Annotated in this window: 18 protein-coding genes; 8 read left to right on the top strand and 10 right to left on the bottom strand. The window is 36.0% G+C overall.

Annotation, left to right across the window (positions count from 1 at the left end):
• Positions 1-18 precede the first annotated feature (18 nt).
• From A3GM_RS0102150 to mtaB, 4 genes are all read right to left on the bottom strand, one after another.
• A complete protein-coding gene (locus A3GM_RS0102150; RefSeq protein WP_018361742.1) occupies positions 19-747 on the bottom strand; it encodes a YebC/PmpR family DNA-binding transcriptional regulator in 729 nt (242 codons plus the stop codon).
• 33 nt (positions 748-780) lie between these two features.
• Positions 781-3243, bottom strand: coding sequence for a phenylalanine--tRNA ligase subunit beta (gene pheT, locus A3GM_RS0102155; protein WP_018361743.1), 2463 nt, complete (start codon positions 3241-3243; stop codon positions 781-783).
• A gap of 206 nt (positions 3244-3449) precedes the next feature.
• On the bottom strand, positions 3450-4478 hold the full coding sequence (locus A3GM_RS0102160) for a glycosyltransferase family 2 protein (RefSeq protein ID WP_018361744.1): 1029 nt from the start codon (positions 4476-4478) through the stop codon (positions 3450-3452).
• Positions 4479-4491: 13 nt separating this feature from the next.
• Positions 4492-5835, bottom strand: coding sequence for a tRNA (N(6)-L-threonylcarbamoyladenosine(37)-C(2))-methylthiotransferase MtaB (gene mtaB / locus A3GM_RS0102165; protein WP_018361745.1), 1344 nt, complete (start codon positions 5833-5835; stop codon positions 4492-4494).
• Between the two features lie 368 nt (positions 5836-6203).
• Here mtaB and A3GM_RS11665 point away from each other — a divergent pair, with 368 nt between their 5' ends.
• Entirely contained in the window at positions 6204-6368 is a 165-nt protein-coding gene (locus tag A3GM_RS11665; RefSeq protein ID WP_018361747.1) for a PG1828 family lipoprotein, read from the top strand.
• A 486-nt stretch (positions 6369-6854) separates the two neighbouring features.
• Here the strand turns inward: A3GM_RS11665 and A3GM_RS0102175 are convergent, their stop codons facing one another.
• Entirely contained in the window at positions 6855-9416 is a 2562-nt protein-coding gene (locus A3GM_RS0102175; protein WP_026216092.1) for a DUF5686 and carboxypeptidase-like regulatory domain-containing protein, read from the bottom strand.
• Between the two features lie 133 nt (positions 9417-9549).
• On the opposite strand from A3GM_RS0102175, the gene A3GM_RS0102180 reads away from it, so the two are divergent.
• The 4 genes from A3GM_RS0102180 to A3GM_RS0102195 are packed head-to-tail and all read left to right on the top strand — an operon-like array spanning position 9550 to position 11866.
• Entirely contained in the window at positions 9550-10020 is a 471-nt protein-coding gene (locus A3GM_RS0102180; protein WP_025829689.1) for a phosphatidylglycerophosphatase A family protein, read from the top strand.
• Positions 10008-10406, top strand: a complete 399-nt coding sequence (locus A3GM_RS0102185) for a GtrA family protein (RefSeq protein ID WP_018361751.1) — start codon at positions 10008-10010, stop codon at positions 10404-10406. Before A3GM_RS0102180 ends, A3GM_RS0102185 begins: the two co-directional genes overlap by 13 nt.
• Complete coding sequence (locus A3GM_RS0102190) at positions 10403-11035, top strand: CDP-alcohol phosphatidyltransferase family protein (protein WP_018361752.1); 633 nt, start codon at positions 10403-10405, stop codon at positions 11033-11035. The genes A3GM_RS0102185 and A3GM_RS0102190 overlap by 4 nt, the downstream gene beginning before the upstream one ends.
• Positions 11036-11866: a phosphatase PAP2 family protein gene (locus A3GM_RS0102195; RefSeq protein ID WP_018361753.1), complete on the top strand. Its 831-nt coding sequence runs from the start codon at positions 11036-11038 to the stop codon at positions 11864-11866.
• Positions 11867-12001: 135 nt separating this feature from the next.
• Here the strand turns inward: A3GM_RS0102195 and A3GM_RS0102200 are convergent, their stop codons facing one another.
• The 5 genes from A3GM_RS0102200 to A3GM_RS0102220 form a co-directional block, all read right to left on the bottom strand.
• On the bottom strand, positions 12002-12757 hold the full coding sequence (locus A3GM_RS0102200; protein WP_025829687.1) for a head GIN domain-containing protein: 756 nt from the start codon (positions 12755-12757) through the stop codon (positions 12002-12004).
• Positions 12758-13208: 451 nt separating this feature from the next.
• Positions 13209-14870, bottom strand: coding sequence for an MFS transporter (locus A3GM_RS0102205; RefSeq protein WP_018361755.1), 1662 nt, complete (start codon positions 14868-14870; stop codon positions 13209-13211).
• A gap of 46 nt (positions 14871-14916) precedes the next feature.
• On the bottom strand, positions 14917-17085 hold the full coding sequence (gene dpp5, locus A3GM_RS0102210) for a dipeptidyl-peptidase Dpp5 (protein WP_025829686.1): 2169 nt from the start codon (positions 17083-17085) through the stop codon (positions 14917-14919).
• 16 nt (positions 17086-17101) lie between these two features.
• Positions 17102-19000, bottom strand: a complete 1899-nt coding sequence (gene yidC, locus A3GM_RS0102215; RefSeq protein WP_018361757.1) for a membrane protein insertase YidC — start codon at positions 18998-19000, stop codon at positions 17102-17104.
• Positions 19000-20607 (bottom strand): CTP synthase, encoded by a 1608-nt coding sequence (locus tag A3GM_RS0102220; RefSeq protein ID WP_018361758.1) that lies wholly within the window; start codon positions 20605-20607, stop codon positions 19000-19002. The genes yidC and A3GM_RS0102220 overlap by 1 nt, the downstream gene beginning before the upstream one ends.
• A gap of 129 nt (positions 20608-20736) precedes the next feature.
• Here A3GM_RS0102220 and A3GM_RS0102225 point away from each other — a divergent pair, with 129 nt between their 5' ends.
• From A3GM_RS0102225 to guaA, 3 genes are read left to right on the top strand one after another with little or no spacing between them, the layout of a single operon-like run.
• Entirely contained in the window at positions 20737-22047 is a 1311-nt protein-coding gene (locus tag A3GM_RS0102225; RefSeq protein WP_018361759.1) for a DUF3078 domain-containing protein, read from the top strand.
• Positions 22048-22104: 57 nt separating this feature from the next.
• Positions 22105-22851: a sugar phosphate nucleotidyltransferase gene (locus A3GM_RS0102230; protein ID WP_018361760.1), complete on the top strand. Its 747-nt coding sequence runs from the start codon at positions 22105-22107 to the stop codon at positions 22849-22851.
• Positions 22852-22881: 30 nt separating this feature from the next.
• Positions 22882-24426, top strand: coding sequence for a glutamine-hydrolyzing GMP synthase (gene guaA / locus A3GM_RS0102235; RefSeq protein WP_018361761.1), 1545 nt, complete (start codon positions 22882-22884; stop codon positions 24424-24426).
• Positions 24427-24562: the final 136 nt, after the last annotated feature.

Consider the following 24562-nt stretch of genomic DNA (forward strand, 5'->3'; position numbering starts at 1 on the left):
AGTCTTTTATCTCTTTTTTTATTCTTCAGGCTTCATATTTGTGTAAACATTCTGAACGTCTTCGTCATCTTCTAGGATGTCAACCATCTTATCTATAACCTCACGCTCTTCGCTTGTAACCTCTTTTAAGTCGTTAGGAATGCGTGTAAACTCAGCACCTGTAACTTCAAATCCAGCCTCTTCAAGGTGTTTTTGCAATTCACCAAAGCTCTTAGGGTCACCATAAATAGTTATTTCATTAGCCTCTTCATCTTCATCGAAGTCCTCTTCTACTCCATAATCAATCAATTCCAAGATCAATTCTTCCATGTCTAAACCATCTTTTTTCTTGAAAGTAAAGACACATTTTTGGTCGAATAAGAATGAAAGACTACCTTGAGTACCTAGATTTCCACCATATTTATTAAACACAGCACGTACGTTAGCAACTGTTCTTGTTGTGTTGTCTGTTGCTGCATCTACAAATATTGCAATACCATGAGGTCCGTATCCTTCGTAAGTAACTTCTTTAAAGTCCTTTTGATCCTTACCCATTGCATTTTTAATGGCTCTTTCTACGTTTGCATTAGGCATGTTCTCACGCTTTGCAGTCTGTATAATAGCACGCAAATGAGGGTTGTTTTCTGGTTCAGGACCACCAGCTTTCACTGCAATAGCAATTTGTTTACCAATCTTGGTAAATGTTCTTGCCATGTGTCCCCATCTCTTCATTTTCGCAGCTTTGCGATATTCAAATGCTCTTCCCATAGGAAATAATATTTATTTTATTTATTATTACAATTATCTTAACTCGGCATTTAATCTCTTTGTGAGGTTATCTATGAGTTTGTTCATGATTGAATCGATCTGTTTGTCATTCAAAGTCTTCTGCTCATCTTGTAAGATGAAGTTTACAGCATAACTCTTTTTGCCTTCAGGTAGATTCTTTCCTTCATATACGTCGAATAGTTCTACAGCCTTTAAGAGCTTCTTTTCTGTAGAATAAGCTATTTCTTTGATTTGTTCGAACTCAACAGTTTTTTCTACAAGCAACGCTAAATCACGACTTACAGCAGGATATTTGCTAATTTCTTTATATTCCACTACGTGTTTCTTCACTGCCTTCAACAAATTATCCCAATAGATATCAGCAAAGAATACTTCGTTTGTTATACCCATATTCTTTGTTAGCTTGTATGCAACAATGCCCAATTCAGCAATGATCTTGCCTGCTTTTGTTATGATAGAAATACTATCTTCGAAAATATTATTTTCACCTTTTACAAGTGTAACTGCTTGAAGTGAAAGTCCAAGTCGCACCAAGATATTCTCTACATAAGCCTTTAACTCATAAAAAGAAGCATCTTCATTGGGGTGAGCCCAGCTATTTTCAACTCTCTTTCCAGTAATCCAAAGTCCTAAATGTTGGTCTTGTGTATATGCTTTTATCAACTTATCTGCCTCTTTCTTCGATTCATCATAGTGATAGCAATTACCAAATTCAAAGAATCTAAGATTAGAATTCTTTCTATTAGCATTGCGAACAATACTTTCTAAACCTCCAAATAAAAGAGTTTGACGCATCACTCCAAGGTCAGCACTTAAAGGATTAAGAATCTTAACTGTTGTTTCTTCTGTATAACGATTGAGGTCTTTATAATAAGAAACTTTGGTTAGAGAGTTATTTAAGATTTCATTAAATCCGCCTCCAACGAGCTGTTCAGAGATAAGATTGATATATTTACGATTTCTATCTTCATCTGTTGGAATGGTTAAGGTACCTTTTAGTTGCAAAGGGATTTCGACATTGTTATAACCATAGATACGAAGTATATCTTCAACAACATCACATGGGCGCTTAACGTCAACTCTATAAGCAGGGACAAGAATTTCTATTTGATTTTCATTCTCTGCTTCAATCTTCATATCTAAGCTGGTTACGATACTCTTAATGGTATCTTTTCCAATCTCTTTACCGATGAGTGAGTTGACATAATCATATGCAAGCACCACCTTACTGCCTTCGATTGGCTCGGGATAAACGTCCTTTATTTGCATAGATACTTGGCCACCTGCTAACTCTTTGCAAAGAATTGCAGCTTGTTTCAAAGCATATACCTGTCCATTAGGATCAATACCACGTTCAAAGCGATAGCTTGCATCTGTACTTAAGCCATGACGTCTTGCGCTTTTTCTTATCCAAGTTGGGTGGAAATACGCACTTTCTAAAACTATATTGCGTGTATTTTCGTATGTACCACTACCCTTTCCACCAAAGATTCCCGCAATACACATAGCCTCATTTGCATTGCATATACTCAAATCTCTTTCACTTAAGCTATGCTCTTCACCATCTAATGTGATGAATTTGGTGCCTTCTGGCTGAGTGGTAACAACAATTTTATGACCTACAACCATATCTGCATCGAAGCAATGCATTGGTTGACCGTATGCCATCATAATGTAGTTGGTGATATCTACAATATTATTTATAGGACGAATTCCAACTATCTTCAATTTATTTTGTAACCATTCAGGACTTTCTTTCACTTCACAATTGCTGATACTAACGCATGCATAGCGTTTGCAAGCTTCAGTATTCTTTACTTCTACATCAATTGTTAGTGACTCATTATCTACTTCAAAAGCATCACAATTGGGCTTATGAAGCTCTGTTTGATAATTATTTTGCTTTAGCCATGCATACAAATCACGAGCAACACCATAGTGACTCAAAGCATCTGAGCGGTTAGCTGTGATATCAACTTCAATCACCCAATCGCTTTCTAAATTGTAATATTCAGCCGCAGGCATTCCTATTGGAGCATCTTCTGGTAAAACAATGATACCATCATGACTTGTTCCTACTCCGATTTCATCTTCGGCACAAATCATTCCAAGGCTCTCTACACCTCTTAGCTTACTTCTTTTAATTACAAATTCTTTGTCTCCATCATACAAAACACAGCCTAAGTCTGCCACAATCACTTTCTGATTTGCAGCAACATTGTGTGCACCACAAACAATTTGTTGTGGTTCTCCTTTACCAAGGTCTACAGTTGTAATATGTAAATGGTCGCTATTAGGATGTAGTTCACATGTTAATACTTTACCAACATATAATCCTTTTAATCCACCACGAATCGTTTGTACTTCTTCTAAGCCTCCTACTTCAAGTCCACATGAAGTAAGTGCTTCTGCAACATGCTGTGGAGTAAGATCAAAATCTACATACTCTTTCAGCCATTTGTAAGAAATATTCATTATATTTTTTATTTATGTATACACAATTAATGCGCAAATTTACTAAATTATGGGCATTTGCACAAGTCCAACTAAAGATATTTACAATGATAAAGTCGAACTTTTTCGAATTTTTCTCTTTGTTGTTTCAGTTAATAGAAACCTCATATCCTTTGCGACTTGCCTTCTTTTAGTTGATGAAGATAAAAGAAGAGGAAGACAAGCTCTTAATCTTCTATTGTTTCAAGCTGAGAAAATAGCTTTCTTTTCTTGGCATAATACTGCCACAACAAGAAGAAAGACATTCTTTCTTTAATCATTTTTTGCACAGCATTTGCTTGTATATGCTTGCGTTTTCCTGTTAACTGAGGAATCATTTGCTTGAAATCTCTTCTCGCTTTTACAACAGCTTGAAAGTCTTTCCATCCGCCTTCAGATAATAAGAGTTTAAATGCTGCAATATAATCGAGAACGAAACGAGTTCTCATTATTGGCTTTAATTCATCTTCTGGCAAGTTTTTATATAGCATTGCAAGATTATTTCGGAAGTTAAGATAAGTCTTTCTTGGATTGGATTTAGGCAGAGTTCCCCCTCCAAGGTGATATACTACGCTGTCTGGAACACAATAAATATCATATCCAAGTTGGTGAAGTTGCCAACAAAAATCAATCTCTTCGTTGTGAGCAAAGAACGAATCGTCTAATCCACCCACTTCCCAATAACACTCACTACGCACCATTAGACAAGCACCTGTTGCCCAAAAGATGGGCATTACATTATTATATTGACCTAAATCTTGCTCTATTGTATCAAAAACTCGACCTCTACAAAAAGGATATCCGTATTTATCTATAAAGCCTCCACATGCTCCTGCATACTCAAAAGAATCTTTATCTACAACCGATAACAACTTAGGTTGACAAGCTGCAACATGCTGATGACTATCCATGAACTCTATTAAAGGAACTAACCATTCGTGAGTTACCTCCACATCACTATTCAACAAGACGTAATAGTCGGCCTTCACCTGCTCTAAAGCTTTGTTATAACCTCCAGCAAAGCCATAATTCTTATCTAATTGAATCAGCTTACACGTAGGAAAGTGTTGAGATACAAATTCAACCGAATTATCTGTTGAAGCATTATCGGCAACAAACACCTCAGCATCAGAGCTCGAATACTGCATAACTTGCGGTAAATAACGCTCCAACATCTCACAACCATTCCAATTTAAGATAACAACAGCAACTTTCATCTCACCTTATTTATTATAAGAGTTCTACCTTTACAGCTGATTTATCGTGATTAAAATCTACCAACCGCACTGCCATTATTTGATTATCGTACTCTTCTTTTGAAAGATTTGCAGGCAACTCCACTCTAATATAGTTATCTGTAAAGCCGTGCATTGCCTTTCCTTTTATATTCTTTTCAAATAAAACTTGAGCTGTTTTACCCAAATGAGCAGCATAAAAAGCTTGTGTTTTGGCATCAGAAAGCTCGAGTAAACGCTTTGAACGCAACTTCTTATCTTTATCATTCACAATATATGGAATATTTAAAGCTGCGGTTCCACGACGTTCACTGTATGGGAATACATGAAGCTGAGTAACATCTAAGCTATCTAGAAAATTATAACAATCTTCAAAGAACTCAGGCTTCTCTCCTCTACTTCCTACCATCACGTCTACACCTATAAAGGCATTAGGAATCAAAGTTTTTATTTTATGCACCTTATCTGCAAACAATTCTCTATCATACTTGCGTTTCATTAAACGAAGAACATCGTTAGAACCACTTTGAAGAGGCAGATGAAAGTGTGGCATAAAGGCTCTACTATTAGCACAATACTCAATTATTTCATCGCTAAGTAAATCTGGTTCTAAGCTACTTATACGAAATCGCTTGATACCTTCAACCTTATCGAGGGCTTTAATCAAATCAAAGAAGGTTTCATTTGTACTTACTCCGAAGTCACCAATATTCACTCCAGTAAGTACAATCTCTTTTCCTCCCTCGCTTGCAGCCTGTTCAGCCTGCTCAACTAACGACGAAATAGATGGGTTTCGTGAAAAGCCTCGAGCAAAAGGAATGGTACAATAAGTACAAAAATAGCTACAGCCATCTTGTACTTTTAAGAAATATCGAGTACGATTACCACGAGAACATGATGCAGCAAAAGTCTTTATATCTTTTGTTTTAACCGAATGGAATGAAGATTCATTTGCATTTTTCTCCTCACCATTGCTCCATGCGTCTGAAAGATACTGAATTAAGTTGGCTTTTTCATTACTTCCTAACACCAAATCAACACCTTCCATCTTGCTTATTCGTTCAGACTCTAATTGCGCATAGCAGCCCGTTACAATAACAAAAGAACCTGGATTTTCTCTAACCATTCTGTTAATTGCTTGGCGACACTTATGATCTGCCACCTCAGTAACCGAACATGTATTGATTAAACATATATCGGCACGTTCTCCACGCTCAACAGTTCGAACGCCCATGTCTTGTAACATCTTACCAAAAGTAGATGTTTCTGAAAAGTTTAATTTGCAACCTAATGTATAATATGCTGCTGTTTTGCCTTGAAAGGCAGATGTATCTATCATTGTTTTATTTTATCCTCATTATAAAAAGAACTGCTTTTAAAGCATTCTTCCACCTTATTATATATATAACCAATTTTAATTGGCTTACAAAGATACAACATTTAGCCCGAAATGGGTAGAAAAAAACACCATGTTTTTATATTGTGTGCGCACAAAATTGACTAAGAAACGAGATAAAAACAATACAATAAAATCTTTAACTTTTATTCACTCTTTGTAAATTACTGATAAACAATAAGTTACAAATTAGTTACAAAAAGCACTAAAAAAAAGCAGTTAAAAAAGAGTTGAGTATAAAAAAAAGTCTTACCTTTGCAATGTTTTAATAAACAAATGATTGTTTTACAGTAAATTAAAAAGCAAAGAAAATGAAGAAATTAGTTTTAATGTTCGTAGCTATCGCAGCTATCTCATTCGCATCTTGTGGTAACAAAACTGAAAAAGCAGCTGGTACTGATTCATTATCAAACGATACAACTGCTCAAGTTGACACAACAAGCGCTGATACAACTGCAACAGATTCAGTTAAATAATTAGTGAAGTTTAGTAACTAATACGAACAAATTGAGAGTGAAGTCGTTATATCTTGTAGATATAACGACTTTTTCGTTTATAAGCATATCCCCTTTTCTCTTATATTCGCACAGCTTTTACTTTCCTTCTGCTCCTCTAAGTATATCTAAACAGAAAGCTGTATCTTCTTTTCTACTTTCTTTCTCTTATTATATAACACTTCATCACACCACAAAAGCTATGCTGTTATGATACAAAAGGATAGTTATTATCCTATAAAAGCTATACTTTTGCAAGACAAAAGAAGAGAGTTTACTTGGAAAGGAATAACTAAAAGACTTTTATTGCTTTCCTTTTATAAATAAACAGAAATAAGTTTTACCCATAAAGACAATAAAATAAAAATTATCCTTCATACTTTTTGTATTTAGAAAAGCATGAAGGACAACCTTTTATTGAGCAGTTTAAAAGAACAATACCGCTCTTATTCAAATTCAAGTAGTCATTTAGAAACTCATATTAAAGCCAAAACGAATTCCGTTTTTCTTTGTTCCAGGAACATCGTTATAATTAAATCGATGTACATAATCAATTGCAAAGAACTTAAAGATATTATGAACTCCCGCCACTAACTCCATATATGGAACCTTTTTATCCATCAATTGAGTTGTTGAAGGCAATTCAAATAGCAACTCATCTGTTGCATTTTGAGTTAGCAAACGAGGATTATTCTTGTCTGTAAGCGTTCCCCACATTCCCTTAAAGGCAACGTATTCACGCCATTTTAAGTGTTTCACAAGCGGTAAACGATTTAGAATCTTTCCATTTAAATCCCATGCAACTGACCAGAATGCATATCTATCGTTCAAGAACTCCATATTCTTCATCATACTGAAGGTATTCTCATGTTCGAAGAAAGATAAGTTTACAGGAGGCATAATCAAAAGTGGGAAGGGTACTTTGTTCCACTCTATTCCTCCATTTAGATGCGTATCAACATATCCCCAGCTACCCATCCAAAAGCGTTTGTACACTCCTAACTCGGTTCTATTAAACTGATATTGACCTCCAAGCACGTTACTTAATCCCATGGTGTGAGAAAGTTTGAACTCAGGAGAATCTAAATTCACTGGCCAACGACGTTGTTTGGTATTCATATAGGTTTGTCCTGGGTTATAACGGATACCTACCGCCAATTCAGTTGTACGTATTTTATCTACAAATGGGTCTGTCAATATCTGCGAAGAAGCAGGCATTCGCTTAAATACAAGACCTCCAGTTGGCTCGTTACTCTCTGCTTTTAGTGAAGTGTTAAAGCTAAATCCCCAGTCTGTTTCATAATCAAAGCTCAACTTTTGTCTATGATAGAAATACAATTGTTGCACTTTTTGAGTTCTAAAAGCCATAAAGATATTGTCTTTATTATGACGCAAGAACTTATCAGAAGGCGACATTATATCATAAGAAGTCTCGAAAGTGATATTTCTTTGTGGGAATTCAAATGGTAAATTCTTTTTCTTATTCAGACTATAGGTTACCTCTGAGCTATAATAATGTTTGTGACTCTTCGAACCATAAGCATAATATCCACTCCAGAACCAATGTTTATTGAGATTAGCTGTGGTTCTTCCGCTTAGTCTAAAGCGTAAACCATCTACGAAATTACTAGACACCATTGTTGTAACAGGACCTATATCGAACTTACTTGGCGTGTTTGTTGACCCTGTCTCAACATAGTTTTCAAGGAAAGCTCTTACACCAAAGATAACCCATTTATATCCTTTAGACTGCTGCATCTTATGAATAAACGAGTTCATAGAGGTCTCTCCCCTAGTTAAATCCACCGTTCTATACTGCTCCCAAAAGGCTTCATCTCTAATCATAGCATCAGCTTCGTGTCGCACTTTCGCCTTTCCTTTAAACAATTTGTTGGGCAACTCATCGAAAGCATAGTCGTTTAATCGGGTTGTTCTAACAACTAATAGCTTGTTAAATAGTTTATTTAGCTTTAGTTCTGCAAACATATCATCTTTTGTAAGCACCCAATCTCCATCTGGTAAACGTGTATATTCTTGCTCAATCTTCATATTTTCTACGAAGTTTACATCACTACGAGCAGGAATAGTCATCGTACATTTCTTTACATGTAATGTAGAATCAGCAAGCACATAGAGGTCTCCTCTGAACCCAAAGTCTTGTTGGTTATTGGGAATGAAGTTGATATGATAGCACAAATCTCTATCAACATAAACAGTATCCTGTATATAATATCGATAGAAAGAAATCGCTGTTTTACCTATTGGGCTTGTAAAAGGATATTGAAGAAGACGTACATAATCGTCATAAATATCCACATCAGTAAAGATATCCTTTAAAAGTGTGTTGAGAATCTCACCAGTTTGAATCACTTTATTGATACCTTCGGTCTTTTGTCCCATCACAATTTCACGCTCTGTCTTTGGATTTTTTCGGTAAATATGCTGAGTTACCGTTTCATCTACGGACAAAGGAAGAATAAGTTTGTTGTTATATGGACTTGTTTCTATTTGATCTAACAACCAAGAAGACTTCTTAAACATACCTGTTTCAAGGTCTTTGGGTTGTAAATCGTTCATCGATAGAGTTATCTTTTGATACTTATTAAATTGATAATAATCGTGATTATCAAGGTGTGTCTTGCTTTTTGCAGCAATAACTCTACGCATTAGGGCTACAGCCGGATTGTCTTTACGAGAATAACGTGCACGTTTAGACTTTACAATCACCTCATTTAGACTCTTAGAATCCTCTTTCAATACTATTTTTAGATGACTTGGGGTAGACGCATCTACCTTTATTGTCTGCGAACGAAAGCCTACAGAGCTAATAGTTAAAGTCCATCCTTCGTGTCTTTCGATTGTAAATGCACCATTCATATCACTTGCTGTAGCGATATGATGCCCCTTATACATTGCACTTGCATAAGGAATTGCATAGCCATCTTTATCTACTATTTCTCCAGTTATCTGAGCATTGATACTTACAAAAGCAACAATACTCAAACAAAATACTATAAATAATCTCTTCACTTTATCTTTTATCTAATAAAAATTCAAATCTATTTCCATTATCCAGAATAGGTTACAAAGTTAGAAATAATATATATAAAAAGTCAGAAAACTATTTCCTTTTTATTGTTTTTTCAGTAATTTTGCAGTGAATATGAGTAGAACGCCTTTAATACCCACCATAATTGCTACAGGACTTGGTAGTGGGTTTGCGCCAAAAGCACCAGGAACAGCAGGTGCAATACTTGCAACCATCATGTGGTTTGTAGCCTCTTACCTACTAGAGCCAACAACTTTAGTTTGCACAACACTTGCAGCTATTGTTCTTGCAACCATCATTGGAACATGGGCTACAAACAAATTAATGCCTTATTGGGGTGAAGATCCATCGAAAGTAGTTATCGACGAGATGATAGGAGTATGGATTCCGCTTCTCGTTTCTCCTGCAATGAGTGTTGAATATGCCCTTCTTTCACTCTTTTTATTTAGGTTTTTCGATATTCTAAAGCCCTTAGGAATAAGAGCATTAGATAAAAGACACGGAGCATTTTGGGTGATGGCAGACGACATTTTGGCTGGAATTTACAGTCTTTTTATTGTTCTTATTATACGGTGGATAATATAAAGCGGTCACTTTCACAATTTATTAAGGCACAAGTATCTGCTTCTGGCGCATCTGTAGTTGATTTTTTAGTAACGATATTCCTCACTGAAGTAATCCAACTATGGTATGTTTATTCTACATTTATTGGTGCTTGTTCTGGTGGAATATGCAATTGTGTAACTAATTATAAATGGGTTTTTAAAGTAAAAGACAAGAAAAAGAAAGATATTGCATGGCGTTATACCCTCGTATGGGGCACAAGTATTGCTCTAAATACAATGGGAACCGCTTTCATTAAAGAGTCTTTCGGCATCAACTACCTATATTCTAAAATTATAACTGCTATTTGTGTAGCGGTTTGTTGGAATTATCAAATACAACGAAAATTTGTTTTTAAGAAGATATGAACTATAGAGATTTCTTACAAAAAGTGATTTATTATCTTATAAATCCATTGATTAAAGGAATGATTAAGATCGGAATCACTCCTAACTTCATAACAACCACAGGGTTTATACTTAACTTATTCGCTACAGGTCTTATGATTTATGCTGCGATTTACGATCCTTCTAACACCACTATCATTGGTTATGCAGGAGGAGTGATTATCTTTGCAGGCTTATTTGATATGATGGATGGTCGTTTAGCACGTTTAGGTAACATGCAATCAACCTTTGGTGCGCTATGGGACTCAACCTTAGACCGATACAGTGAATTGTTTACTCTCTTTGGAATACTATTCTATTTGCTTGCAAACCAATGGGTTTGGTCGGGAATTATCACCTTTTTAGCCATTATAGGCTCTATTATGGTGAGCTATGTAAGGGCAAGAGGCGAAGGATTAGGCATCGATGTTAAGGTGGGTTTCATGCAACGTCCCGAGCGAGTAGTCGTTACTGCCATCGGATCCATAGTGTGCGGAGCATGTAATTCGTTATGGGCTCTTGCCATTCCAATGATGCTTATCGCCCTATTGGCTAACATAACAGCTTTTTGGCGCATTGCATATTGCTACAAACAACTAAAAGAAAAGTAAATGTTTAGTATTTATGTAATCCTTTTATGGTTTCTACTTGCAGTGATAAAGCCAACAAGAAAGATGGCAATTGCCCTACTTCCTTGGCTCATCTTTGCTTGCTGTTACGACTGGATGCGCCTTTATCCCAATTATAAAGTAAATCCTATAGATGTAAAAGACTTGTTCGATGCAGAAAAGATGTTGTTTGGAATTCACTCAACTAATGGTGAACTCATCATTCCTTCACAGTATTTTGCATTACATCATTCTACATTCTTAGATATACTTGCAGGATTTTTCTATTTATGTTGGATTCCTGTTCCTTTGGGATTCGCCATCTATCTATATTTAAAAGGAAACAAAAAAGGCTATATTCAATTCTCAATTGCCTTCCTTTTTGTTAACTTATTGGGCTTTTGTGGCTACTATATTCACCCTGCAGCACCACCTTGGTATGCTCTTCAATATGGCTTTGAACCCATTTTGAATACTCCTGGCAATACAGCAGGATTGGAACGATTCGACCAACTCACTGGAATTGGAATATTTAAGATGCTCTATGGTAAGAATGCCAACGTGTTTGCTGCCGTACCTTCATTGCATGCTGCTTATATGTTAATCACAACCATCTATGCATTCATCACAAAGCAGAACAAAATAACATGTATTTCGTTTGCATTTATCTGCGCAGGAATATGGTTTACTGCCGTTTATAGCTCGCATCATTACATCATAGATGTAATTTTAGGTATAGCCGTCACCCTGTTAGGTGTCGCTCTTTGGAGCTTATTTATCAACAGAACAGCTGTTGGAAAGAACTTTATAGCACGATATATCGATAATATTTAATTTGAAGATACACTAAAAAGAGGCGATAACTTGTTGCAGAGCTATCGCCTCTTTTCGTTATTAATAACTTAGAAACTTTACTATTATATCTTGAAAATAATGTTCTTCTTTTATCTTTAAAATGACACTACCCTATTATCGATTTACTCTTAACTGAGCAGTATTTATCATTCCTGAGCCAATCTTACTCTTTTCTAAACTCACAGCAGTACCTGATAGTCTAATATCACCGCTTCCAACCAAATTACATCTAACCTTTCCACAGTCTTGAAGATATCCTTTAAAATCGCCAGATCCCTTCAATGAGATGTCTGTTGCACGCACTCTATCTTGACGAACACTAATATCTCCCGAGCCAACTAATTCATATTTAGCAGCAGAACAACGCAATTGTTTAATTTCTACATCTCCACTTCCATTCATTTTTGCATAGAGATTATCGCAAATAACATCATATAAGCTAATATCGCCCGAACCTAATACTGTTAAAGAGAGATTATCTGAGTCTATTTTTCCTTGTGCTTTGAAATCGCCTGAACCATTTACTACAACCGAAGTTAAGTCGGGTGAGGTGATATAAATATCTAAATCATCATCTTTAGAGAATGAGAATAAACCCGAAGCTTTTTTATTTCTTGTAATCTTTAGGGTGGTTCCATCTGATGAAACTAACACTCTATCAATCTCTTTTTGCTCTCCTACAAGTCTTACAGAAACTGTATTACTTTGTTGATAATGCACATCATAACCTCCTTCTACAACTACTTTATGGAAATTCTTCACGTTTCTATCTTCGTGTACATCATCTCTATCATGTAAAACTGCTGCTGAAACAGACATTGTTAATGCACTCACAGTAAGGGCAATAGCTGCCAATATTACTTTTTTCATATTCTTTCTTATTTTATTGGTTATTACACTCATTAGACGAAAGGGGATAAAAAAAAGTTGCATTAATTGATATTTTATTTCAAGAACAACCTCATTTTTTCTCGTATCTCTACCTATATTGTTGTATAAAAATCAGCTTTAAACTGCGATTAATAACGGATTTCAAGAGAAATTGAAGAGATAAAAAAAAATAAAATCATCACTTTTATAAAATAATTGCATTGATATTGCTTGCTAAACACATTGCTTTTACATTGCAATAGCATATCTTTTACATCCATACAATAAGCTTATTATATTATAAGATAGAATGAATCACAATTTCACTATACTTTATTTATATTGATATCACAATCAAGAAACAAGTCAAAGAAAGATACAGACAAAAGAAAAGCACCCAGATTATATTTCATAACCTGAGTGCTTCGTTTCATATTTCAAACTTCTTAAATTACTCTTTTACGTTTGGTTCTTCCAAACCATAGCCTTTCTTCTTATCAACAATCTTGAGATAGAAGCCAAGGAATAGCGCAATTAAGCCTAAAACAGCTAACATCAACAATGGATTGGTGTAGTTATAAGCAGTTGTTGCCTGACTTGGCGTGATAATATTTTCTGCTAACTGGCGTTCCACTTCAGGATTTGAGCTCTTTAATACCTTACCAATCAATAGTGGGAATAGCCATAGTCCGATGTTTTGAATCCAGAAAATAAGTGCATAAGCAGAACCAATAATCTTACTATCCACCAACTTGGGCACAGAAGGCCATAGTGATGCAGGAACAAGTGAGAAACTTGCACCCAAAATAAGAATAGTTACGAATGCCAAAGAGATTCCTCCAATGTTATTACCCTTAAGCTGTGGCAACAAGAAAGCAAAGGTTAAGTGGCAAAGAATCAAAAGAACACTTCCTAAAATAAGCATTGAAGCTGCCTTACCTTTATAATCGACATATCGTCCAAGGATAGGAGTAATACCCACAGCAAGTAGTGGGAACACTGCAAAAATAGCTTCTGCAGATTGACGATGGTATGCCATATAGCAATAAACCAATAGGAACAACACCGCAACACCTAATAGAGTGTATTTCCAGATCTTGTTTTTACAGAAGTTACTGATAAATGAAGATGTTGCAATAGCAATCATTACAAGATATTGAAACACTGTTACTGTATTTGAAGCCCATGGATCGTTTGGAGCAAGTTTGTTGAAAGTAATAGTACTTTGCAACATATTCACAGCATACTTTTGGAATGGGAAAATTGCAGAATAATACAAAACACAAAGTAAAGCTACTATCCAAAAGCCTTGACTCTTTAAGATTAGTCCTATATCCGACAAGCGGAAAGGATCGTCTTTTTCTTCTGCTTCACCTGTTTGAGCATCTAGTCGTTTGTCCATAAAGAAATATACAACAAACATAATACATGCAATCATCAAAAGAATAAGACCGAATGCTGCTGAACGAGATACGTCTACTTTGCCAAACATCTTTGCAAATACAGGCGAGAAAATCATACATGTAGCCACACCAAGGCGTGCTAATGCCATTTCTGAACCCATTGCAAGAGCAACTTCTTTGCCCTTAAACCATTTAACAACACCTCTTGAAACTGTGATTCCAGCCATTTCTGCTCCACAGCCAAATATCATAAAGCCGATTGAAGCAAATTTTGCAGATGCAGGCATACCCTCATAGAAAGGAGAAACCCCTAATTCATCGAAAACAGGAATGTAATTTAAATGAGTCTTGAACCACTCTTCAAGAGCAGACCCCATAAACATTTCGGTAATTGCATACCAATTGATACATGCTCCTAACAACATCACTGCCCCAGAGAGTAACGCTGTGAAACGAACTCCCATCTTATCGAGAATAATTCCCGCAATGATGAGGAAGAAGATGAATACATTTAAGAAGGTTTCAGAACCCGCATAAGTACCAAAGGCTGTTGAGTCCCATCCTCTTGTAGATTCCATTAAGTCTTTGATTGGCGACAATATATCCATAAAGATATAAGCAAAGAACATTGCCACCGCCAACAGTAAAAGTGCCGACCAGCGCATTACGGCTGAGTCTCGCATTGTAGTTGTGTTGTTAATGTTTGACATAATAATATTATTGTATTTAGATTTATAAATCAGGTTTCATAAAATCCTACTTCTTTAACCACTTATCTAACCAATTAAAGAATGTTCTTTGCCACAAGATACCATTTTGTGGTTTGAGAACCCAGTGGTTTTCGTCTGGGAAAAGAAGTAATTGTGCAGGAATACCTTTAAGTCTTGCAGCATTGAAAGCTCCAAATCCTTGGTTTGCATTGATGCGATAATCTTTCTCTCCATGTATACATAAGATTGGAGTATCCCACTTATCAATGAAACGATGTGGTGAGTTTTCGTATGTACGACGTGCATTTTCTGTTTGATCTTTATTCCAATAAGCATCTTCATATTCCCAATTTGAGAACCAAGCTTCTTCTGTATCGGTGTACATTGATTCGAGGTTGAATGCTCCATCATGTGCAATAAAAGCCTTAAAGCGTTTGTTGTGATGACCTGCAAGATAATAAACACTAAATCCACCGAATGATGCTCCAACGCAACCTAAACGATCCTTATCTACATAAGGAAGATTATTAGCGGCATCATCAATAGCACTTAGATAGTCATTCATACATTGTCCTGTCCAATCTCCACTCACTTCCTCATTCCATTCTGAACCATAACCTGGCAAACCACGTCTGTTTGGCGCAATAACCACATAACCATTAGCTGCCATTATTTGGAAATTCCAACGATAACTCCAGAACTGACTTACAGGACTTTGTGGTCCTCCTTCACAGAAAAGAATTGTTGGATATTTTTTATTAGGATCGAAATGAGGAGGAAGAATTACCCATACTTGCATCTTCTTACCATCGGTTGTTGTCACCCAGCGATCTTCTACCTTACCTAAAGCTAGCTGTGAAAAGATGTGTTTATTCTCATCTGTTACTTGAGTAGCTGTAACATATCCGTTCTTTTTATCTTTTAGATTAAGAACGAACAAGTCATCGGGATGCGACATTGAATGAAATTTAGCCAATAACTTATCTTGATTGCCTAAAAGTTGAATACCTCCACAATCGTGTACACCATCGGCTAGTTTCTTAACCTCTCCTTTTAAATTGGTTTGGTATACTTGAACTGTTGCGTGCCAGCAACCAATGAAATATAATGTCTTATTATCTTTTGCCCAACAAAACTCATCTACGTTTGAATCGAACTTCTCTGTAACATAGTTTTTCTTACCTGTTGCAAGCTCATAAACACACAAACGATTTCTATCACTTTCGTAACCGTTGTTCTTCATGCTTTGCCATGCAATGTACTTGCCGTCAAATGAGAATTTAGGATTGATGTCATAACCCACGTTGTAGTCTGCATTTTGATGATTAACCGCTTGGGTCTTCATTGTTTTAGAAGTGTCAATAGCAGGTTCTTTATAATCTGCAGGCTTACAGAGATTGCGAGTTTGCTTTGTAGAAATGGTGTAAAGGAAGATATCTGAATCTGTAGATATAGCATAGTTCACGCCTTCTTTCTTTCTACAAGTATAGGCAATTGTTTTAGAATCGGGACTCCATACAAGCTGTTCGACTCCACCAAATGGTGCCATAGGACATTCATAAGGTTCTCCGTCTAATATATCTTTTCCTTCATTGATGGTATTTCCAGTTACATCTGCTAAAAAAGGATGAAGATTTTCTTGTACATAATGATCCCAATGACGATAATTCATATCATTAATAACCATACCTGTAGTTAATGGAAGATCTGCAGGTTTAGCCTCAATTGTACCATGATAAGGGATTGATTTAATTAGAATAACTTGCTTTTCATTTGGAGAGAAAAGGAAACCTTCGATATCTTTAGAATCATTTGTAAGCTTCACACGATTGGTTCCGTCTACATTCATCTTCCAAAGTTGACCTTCTGACAAGAACGCAATAGCTTTTCCGTTTTCTATCCATGCTGGGTCTGTGTCTTTCTTACCTGCCGGTGTAAGCAGCTTTTTATTGCTTCCATCTGCATTAATAAGGTAAAGTACTTGTGTACTCTTATTTTCTTTCACATTATAATATGAAACTTGGTACACAACTTTACTTCCATCTGGAGATGCAACACATGTTCCAATACGTCCCATAGCCCATAAAGCCTCTGGGGTCATCAAGTCACTTTGTAGCGTAATGTTATTCATTGGACTACTCTCTGCATTTGCTTTTGAGGCAAAACTGCTGCCCCCTAATAGGACAGCAGCAGCCATTATTATTGATTTATACATGATAATACGATAATAATTATTTGTTTTTCTTTTGTTGCAACTCATTTCTTTTACGCAACATTTCTTGTTGTTCTTGTTGCATAGCTTGTAGACGAGCAGCTAATCCACTTAATTTCTTAGGATTATCTTTGTTCTCTTTGTACTTCTTATCTAAGATTGCAAGAAGTTTTTCATCATCTGTTGTCTTTCTTAATATCCACATTATCAATGCACTAAAGAACAATGACATGAAGTAATAGAAGTTAAGACCTGCAGAATAATCATTAAACATGAAGAAGAACATTAGCGGCATGATGAACATCATGTATTGCATCATCTTCATTTGCTCTGCTTGTTGACCAATCATTTGATCTTTTTGTTGCTTCATTGTCATCCAAGAGTAAAGCAAGTTAGCAGCACAGAACAAGATACAGGTTAATGATAAGTGGTCACCTATGAGCCAATAGTTATTGTGCCACTCAAGAATAGGGTCGTAAGTACTTAGATCTGAGATCCACAAGAAGCTCTCTCCACGTAATTGAATGGCATTTGGAACGAAGTTAAACATCGCAATCCAAATAGGCATTTGTATTAACATTGGTAAGCAACCTGATAAAGGACTCACACCATATTTTGCATACTCAGACATCATTGCTTGTTGTTTCTGCATTTGATTGTCTGGTCCATTAAGATGCTTTGTAGCCTCTTCGAGACGTGGTTTAAGTACTCTCATCTTTGCAGAGCTCATATAACTCTTCTTAACCAATGGATAAGTAAGAAGCTTTAGCAATAAAGTTATGAGAATAAGGACGATTCCCATATTCATGTTCATTGATGTCAAGAAATCAAAAACATAAATAGTGAACCAGCGATTGATGATTCTAAACAATGGCCAACCTAAGTAAACCAATCGTTGCATTTGAAGATCTTTGCCAGTAAAACTAACATTATCTTCTATATTTTGCAACAAACGGAAATCGTTTGGACCATAATAGAACTCAAATTCTGTAGGCTTCTTACCTGTAGGATCAAAGAAAGTCTTAAGCTTTGCCTCATAATCTTTAAGGTAGCCAGAGCCTTTCTCTTGTGGAATAGAAGTTAAAAGAGCATTTGATTGGAAGTCATCCTTAGCAATCATCACTGCAGAGAAGAACTGATTCTTAAAGGCAATCCAATCTAATTTATCTTCGATTTTCTCATCAACTTTTTCAGATGACTCGCTTAAATAATCGGTTCCGCCATCTGCTTTATGATAAGTTAAAGTTGAATATCTATTTTCAAAGGTGAAACCTTTCTCTTGTTGACGACATTTATCTTGCCATACAACGTCCATACTATTGGTATTTGGAGCAAAAATTGCATTCATACCTTGAGCTTGGATACTTGTATGTAATAGATAATTGTGCTTTAATTGATAGTTAATTACAAGCTTCTTAGCTCCTTGTAACTGTGCTGTAAAGGTTACTGTACTATCTGTTACGTTAGAAGGTTGGAAGTAAAGTTCCTTTGTATCGATGTTTTCTTCCTTTGTAGATAGTATATAACTTAAGTTTTGATCATTACTATTAAACAATGTAACATCAGGATTTCCATTTCTATCTTTAAATCCTTTAATCAAAACTTTACGTACAACAGCTCCCTTTGAGTTAAGAGTTAAAGTTAACTTCTCACTTTTTAAGGTTACATCTTGTGCAGTTCCTTTTAATGCATTAAACAAAACTGAGGTTGTATCTGCATTAGCTAACGAACTATCTGTAGCGGTATTAGCTACAGAAGTTTTACTAACAAGATTCTTTTCTTGTGCTTTCTTAACGTTTGCAATAGAATCTTGCCGTGCAATCTCTGCTCGTTCTTCTGCTGATGGCTGGTTCCAAATACTGAAACCGATAAGAACTGCAGCAATAAGGCTAAAGCCTATAATATTATTTTTATCCATTATTTCTTGTTATTCTCAATTGATGCCTTTATAAAGTCTACGAATAAAGGATGAGGATTTAATACTGTACTTCGATATTCTGGGTGGAATTGTGTTCCAATATACCACTTTAATCCAGGTATTTCAACGATTTCTACCAAGTCACTTTCAGGGTTTCTACCGCTACAAATCATACCATGACGTTCGTATTCTTTTAGGTATTCATTATTAAACTCATAGCGATGGCGATGGCGTTCTTGAATATTTTCTTTCTTATAAATATCTAAAACACGTGAACCTTGAGCAAGAACACACTCGTAAGCACCAAGTCTCATGGTACCTCCCATGCTGGTAATGTTCTTTTGTTCTTCCATAATATCAATTACATTGTGCTCTGTCTTTTCGTCAATCTCACGGCTATTCGCATCAGAGTAACCCAAAACATTACGAGCAAACTCTATCACCATCATCTGCATACCTAAACAAATACCAAATGTTGGAATATCATTTACACGAGCATAATGTGCTGCTATAATCTTTCCTTCAATGCCTCTTTGACCGAAACCAGGACAAATCATGATACCATCTTGCCCCTTTAGACGTTCACCCACATTCTCATTGGTTAGTTCTTCTGAATTAATGAAAGATAAAATTACCTTTCTATCATTATAAACTCCTGCTTGTAAAAGGCTTTCACGAATACTCTTATAAGCATCTTGCAAGTCATATTTACCAACAAGACCGATATGTACTTCTTCAACTGATTTGTTTCTACGTTCCAAGAACTTACGCCATGGACCTAAAGAAGGTGTTTCTCCAATTGGAAGTTGCATTTTCTTTAAGATAGCAACATCAAGACCTTGCGTTTGCATTTCAACTGGAACCTCATAAATACTTGGTAAGTCTTCACTTTGAATTACGCAATCAAAGTCTACATTACAGAATCCTGCCACCTTTTTAAGAACGCCATCGTTAAGATGTTGCTCAGTTCTTAGGATCAGGATATCTGGCTGTATTCCGATACTTTGAAGTTCTTTTACACTATGTTGAGTTGGTTTTGTCTTCAACTCTTGCGCAGCTTTAAGATAAGGAACATAAGTAAGGTGAACACAAACTGCATCTTTTCCTAGCTCCCACTTCAATTGTCGAATGGCTTCAAGGAAAGGAGTTGACTCTATATCACCGACGGTTCCACCAATTTCAGTAATCACAAAGTCGTAATTATACTTCTTTCCAATAACCTTAACGTTACGCTTTATCTCATCAGTAATATGTGGTACGACTTGAATTGTCTTACCCAAATAATCTCCACGACGCTCTTTGTCAATCACCGACTTATATATTCGTCCGGTTGTTAATGAGTTCTCTTTGGTTGTTTTAATACCAGTAAAGCGCTCATAGTGACCTAAATCCAAATCGGTTTCCATTCCATCCTCTGTTACATAACATTCTCCATGCTCATAAGGGTTAAGAGTTCCTGGATCGATATTAATGTATGGATCGAATTTTTGGATAGTAATATTATAACCTCTAGCTTGCAATAGTTTACCTATTGATGAAGAGATTATTCCTTTTCCCAATGATGATACAACACCACCAGTTACAAAAATGTACTTAGTTTCAGCCACGTTTTTATCTTTAATTTAATGAATAATTATAATAAATACGGAGTGCAAAGTTAGCATAAAAATACGAATTGTACAAACAAGTTTATATTTTTATTATTACCTTTGCACCATCAAAGTAAATGTTTCTATATGAATTCAATAACAAAAATTGCTATTTTACTGATTTTTAGCGGAATAATACCCGTAAATGCGCAAGTTCGCAATAAGAAAGCAACAAACAAATTATACGATACAGATAACAAAATCGTAACAAACTATGTAGATTCTTTGACTCAATTTAGAAGTAAGCAAGATTCTACTTACAAAAAAATAGGAAAAGAAAGCAAGACTTATAACACTCTAAGTACCTTTGCTCCTCTTTTTATTCCTACCACTTATTATAGAGAAATCACCCACAATTCGTTTAGTCTTGATGACTATTACGATACTGATAATTTATTAAGTAGTTCAATAAACAAATCACTGATGAGTGTTTATTTGAACAGACCCGACCTTGTTCGTTTTATTGACAAGGACGTTTTAGCAGCAAATATATTGTCACCTAATAGTATTAACGACTTAAAAACTTTACCAGCAGTTACCGATAAAGCAGACATAACTCCTCAAGAAGATGGACCTGCAACAATTGATGTAGTTGTAAAGAAACCTAATTTCTGGACTTTCACAGGAGATTATTACTTGCAATTCCTTCAAAACTATGTTTCAGAAAACTGGTATAAGGGTGGAGAAAGCAACTATTCTATGGTTGCAAGCGCAATTATTCAAGCGAATTACAATAACAAACAAAAGGTAAAATGGGACAACAAGCTAGAACTTAAGCTTGGTTTCCAAACTTCTAAGGGAGACTCTATCCATCGTTTTAAGACCTCAGAAGACCTTATTCGCTACACAAGTAAATTTGGTTTACAAGCAAGTAAGAAGTGGTATTACACCCTACAACTCATTGCTAGTACTCAGTTTATGAGAGGTTTTAAGAATAATGACCCTAAAATCTACTCTTCTTTCATTGCTCCTTTAAATGTAAACCTTTCTATCGGTATGGATTACAACGTATTATTCTTCAAAGAAAGGCTTAAAGGTACAATCCATATGGCTCCCGTTGCTTACAACTTTAAATATGTTCAACGCCCAGAATTGGCAGAAAGATATGGTTTAAAGCCTTTCCACAGAACACTACACGACATCGGTAGTGAGTTTACTGCAGACCTTACTTGGATTTTAAGTGATATGATTAAATGGAGAACTCGTTTATATGGCTACACAACTTATAAGCGTGCAGAACTTGAATGGGAAAATACTTTATCATTCCAATTCAACAAATTCATTTCAACTAATATATTCTTATATCCTCGTTTCGACGATGCTAGAGGCAGAGACAGTAAACATGGATACTGGGAATTTAAGGAATACGCTTCAATTGGATTTGCTTACTCATTCTAAGCATTTTGTTTAAAGGATACAAATCTCTATTCATAAAAATATAATTCTTGATTGATTATGATGCAAGCGATGATTTTTGCAGCAGGACTAGGAACCCGTTTGAAACCCGTCACCAATGAGATTCCCAAAGCATTGGTAAACATTGGTGGGCAAACTCTGCTCGAAAGAACAGTCAATACCCTTGAGTCTGCAGGCTTTAACAACATCGTTATCAACGTGCATCACTTTGCCTCACAAATCAAGGATTATCTAGTTGAAAAACAAAATTTCGGCCTTAATATAAAGGTAAGCGACGAAACCCAACACCTTTTAAACACTGGTGGAGGACTAAAGGCAGCGGCTTCTTTATTTAATGATGAAGAGCCCATTCTCATACACAATGTAGATATAGTTAGTAACGTCAACCTCAAACACTTGTATCATCTTCCTTCAACTCTTAATGCAGAAGCAATTCTGTTAGTAAGCAAGCGAAAAACAAAACGATATCTGCTGTTTAATGAGGATATGAACTTATGTGGTTGGATCAATACTGAAACAAATGAGATAAAGACTCCTTATCCATCACTCGACATTCATAAGTGCACTCAATTGGCATTCTCTGGTATTCACATCTTTTCTCCTACCCTATTCTCTTTAATGGACTCATTTCCTGATGAATTTGGAATCATCGATTTCTATCTTAAAGTTTGCAACAAGGTAAACATAAAAGGATATATCCAAGACGATTTACAATTGATTGACGTAGGCAAATTTGAGACATTAGACCAAGCAGAGCAATTTATTAGTACGCTAGATCATAAATAATAAAGAATCATCATATAAAAACAAAGATACATGCAACAAAAAATTATTATCTTGGACTTTGGTTCACAGACTACACAACTTATCGGACGACGTGTTCGTGAGCTTGATACTTTCTGTGAAATACTACCTTATAATAAGTTTCCTAAGAACGACCCAGATGTGATTGGTGTTATTCTTAGTGGTTCTCCTTATTCGGTTCATGATCCAGAAGCATTCCAATGCGACCTAAACGAATTCGTTGGTAAGTATCCAGTACTAGGCATTTGCTATGGTGCTCAATACATCTCACACTCAACAGGAGGTAAAGTAGAGCGCACAGAATCACGTGAATATGGTCGTGCTCACCTAAAATCTGTGGATAACTCAAATCCTTTATTCATTGGTTTTGAGCAAAACTCACAAGTTTGGATGAGCCATGGCGATACTATTACAAAGATTCCTGAAGATTGTAAAGTAATTGCTTCTACTGAAGATGTTGAAAACGCAGCTTATGCAAGTAGTGAAAAGCCTCTTTGGGCAGTGCAATTCCACCCAGAAGTATTCCATTCACTACAAGGAAAAACTCTTCTTAAAAACTTTGTTGTAGACATTTGTGGCAGTAAACAAGAATGGAGTGCTGCTTCATACGTTGAGACCACAGTAGAAGAACTAAAGAAACAAGTTGGAAATGATCGTGTTATCCTTGGTCTGTCGGGTGGTGTTGACTCTACTGTATGTGCAATGTTGCTCAAAAAAGCTATAGGTAACCAGCTTACTTGTATTTTTGTTGACCATGGAATGCTAAGAAAGAACGAATTCAATAACGTTATGGAAGCTTACAGCGGACTTGGTTTGAACGTTATTGGAGTTGACGCTAGCGAGAAATTCTTTAAGGACTTAGAAGGCATTACCGATCCTGAACAAAAGCGAAAGATTATTGGTCGTGACTTTGTTGAGGTGTTCAACGCTGAAGCCAAGAAGATTACTGACGCTAAATGGTTGGCTCAAGGTACTATTTATCCTGACAGGATTGAAAGCTTGAGTATTACAGGTATGACCATAAAGAGCCACCACAATGTTGGAGGTTTACCAAAAGAAATGCACCTTCAACTATGCGAACCTCTTCAATGGTTATTTAAAGACGAAGTGAGACGTGTAGGATATGAACTCGGAATACCTGCGAGTCTTATTGAAAGACATCCTTTCCCAGGTCCAGGTTTGGCTGTACGTATCTTAGGAGATATCACTCCTGAGCGTGTAAAAATACTTCAAGATGCAGACGATATCTACATTGAAACAATGAAGAAATGGGTTTGCGAAGATGGCGAAGTATTATATAACAAGGTTTGGCAAGCTGGAACTGTACTTTTAACAACAGTAAGAAGCGTTGGTGTTATGGGCGATGAACGTACTTACGAGCATCCTGTTGCACTACGTGCAGTTACAAGTACTGATGCAATGACAGCAGATTGGGCACACCTTCCTTATGAGTTCTTGGCAAAAGTGTCAAACGAAATCATTAATAAGGTGAAAGGTGTCAACCGTGTTTGCTACGATATCTCGTCAAAACCACCAGCAACAATTGAATGGGAATAATACCAATTAAGCAATGAAATTCACTTAATAAATTATATAACTCGTTATAAGGGGGCACGTCTGCGAAGATTTTGCTCCCTTTCTTTGTCTTTATACAATTACATTATACATAAAGCAGAATTGTTCTTTACCATCA

Origin of the sequence: Hoylesella nanceiensis DSM 19126 = JCM 15639 (genome assembly GCF_000379965.1) — a bacterium.
Lineage (GTDB): Bacteria > Bacteroidota > Bacteroidia > Bacteroidales > Bacteroidaceae > Prevotella > Prevotella nanceiensis.

What these genes read in the sequence shown, in the direction of transcription:
- A3GM_RS0102150 (WP_018361742.1), bottom strand. Translation starts at nt 747, where the DNA reads ATGGGAAGAGCATTTGAATATCGCAAAGCTGCGAAAATGAAGAGATGG.
- pheT (WP_018361743.1), bottom strand. Translation starts at nt 3,243, where the DNA reads ATGAATATTTCTTACAAATGGCTGAAAGAGTATGTAGATTTTGATCTT.
- A3GM_RS0102160 (WP_018361744.1), bottom strand. Translation starts at nt 4,478, where the DNA reads ATGAAAGTTGCTGTTGTTATCTTAAATTGGAATGGTTGTGAGATGTTG.
- mtaB (WP_018361745.1), bottom strand. Translation starts at nt 5,835, where the DNA reads ATGATAGATACATCTGCCTTTCAAGGCAAAACAGCAGCATATTATACA.
- A3GM_RS11665 (WP_018361747.1), top strand. Translation starts at nt 6,204, where the DNA reads ATGAAGAAATTAGTTTTAATGTTCGTAGCTATCGCAGCTATCTCATTC.
- A3GM_RS0102180 (WP_025829689.1), top strand. Translation starts at nt 9,550, where the DNA reads ATGAGTAGAACGCCTTTAATACCCACCATAATTGCTACAGGACTTGGT.
- A3GM_RS0102190 (WP_018361752.1), top strand. Translation starts at nt 10,403, where the DNA reads ATGAACTATAGAGATTTCTTACAAAAAGTGATTTATTATCTTATAAAT.
- A3GM_RS0102195 (WP_018361753.1), top strand. Translation starts at nt 11,036, where the DNA reads ATGTTTAGTATTTATGTAATCCTTTTATGGTTTCTACTTGCAGTGATA.
- A3GM_RS0102200 (WP_025829687.1), bottom strand. Translation starts at nt 12,757, where the DNA reads ATGAAAAAAGTAATATTGGCAGCTATTGCCCTTACTGTGAGTGCATTA.
- A3GM_RS0102205 (WP_018361755.1), bottom strand. Translation starts at nt 14,870, where the DNA reads ATGTCAAACATTAACAACACAACTACAATGCGAGACTCAGCCGTAATG.
- dpp5 (WP_025829686.1), bottom strand. Translation starts at nt 17,085, where the DNA reads ATGTATAAATCAATAATAATGGCTGCTGCTGTCCTATTAGGGGGCAGC.
- yidC (WP_018361757.1), bottom strand. Translation starts at nt 19,000, where the DNA reads ATGGATAAAAATAATATTATAGGCTTTAGCCTTATTGCTGCAGTTCTT.
- A3GM_RS0102225 (WP_018361759.1), top strand. Translation starts at nt 20,737, where the DNA reads ATGAATTCAATAACAAAAATTGCTATTTTACTGATTTTTAGCGGAATA.
- A3GM_RS0102230 (WP_018361760.1), top strand. Translation starts at nt 22,105, where the DNA reads ATGATGCAAGCGATGATTTTTGCAGCAGGACTAGGAACCCGTTTGAAA.
- guaA (WP_018361761.1), top strand. Translation starts at nt 22,882, where the DNA reads ATGCAACAAAAAATTATTATCTTGGACTTTGGTTCACAGACTACACAA.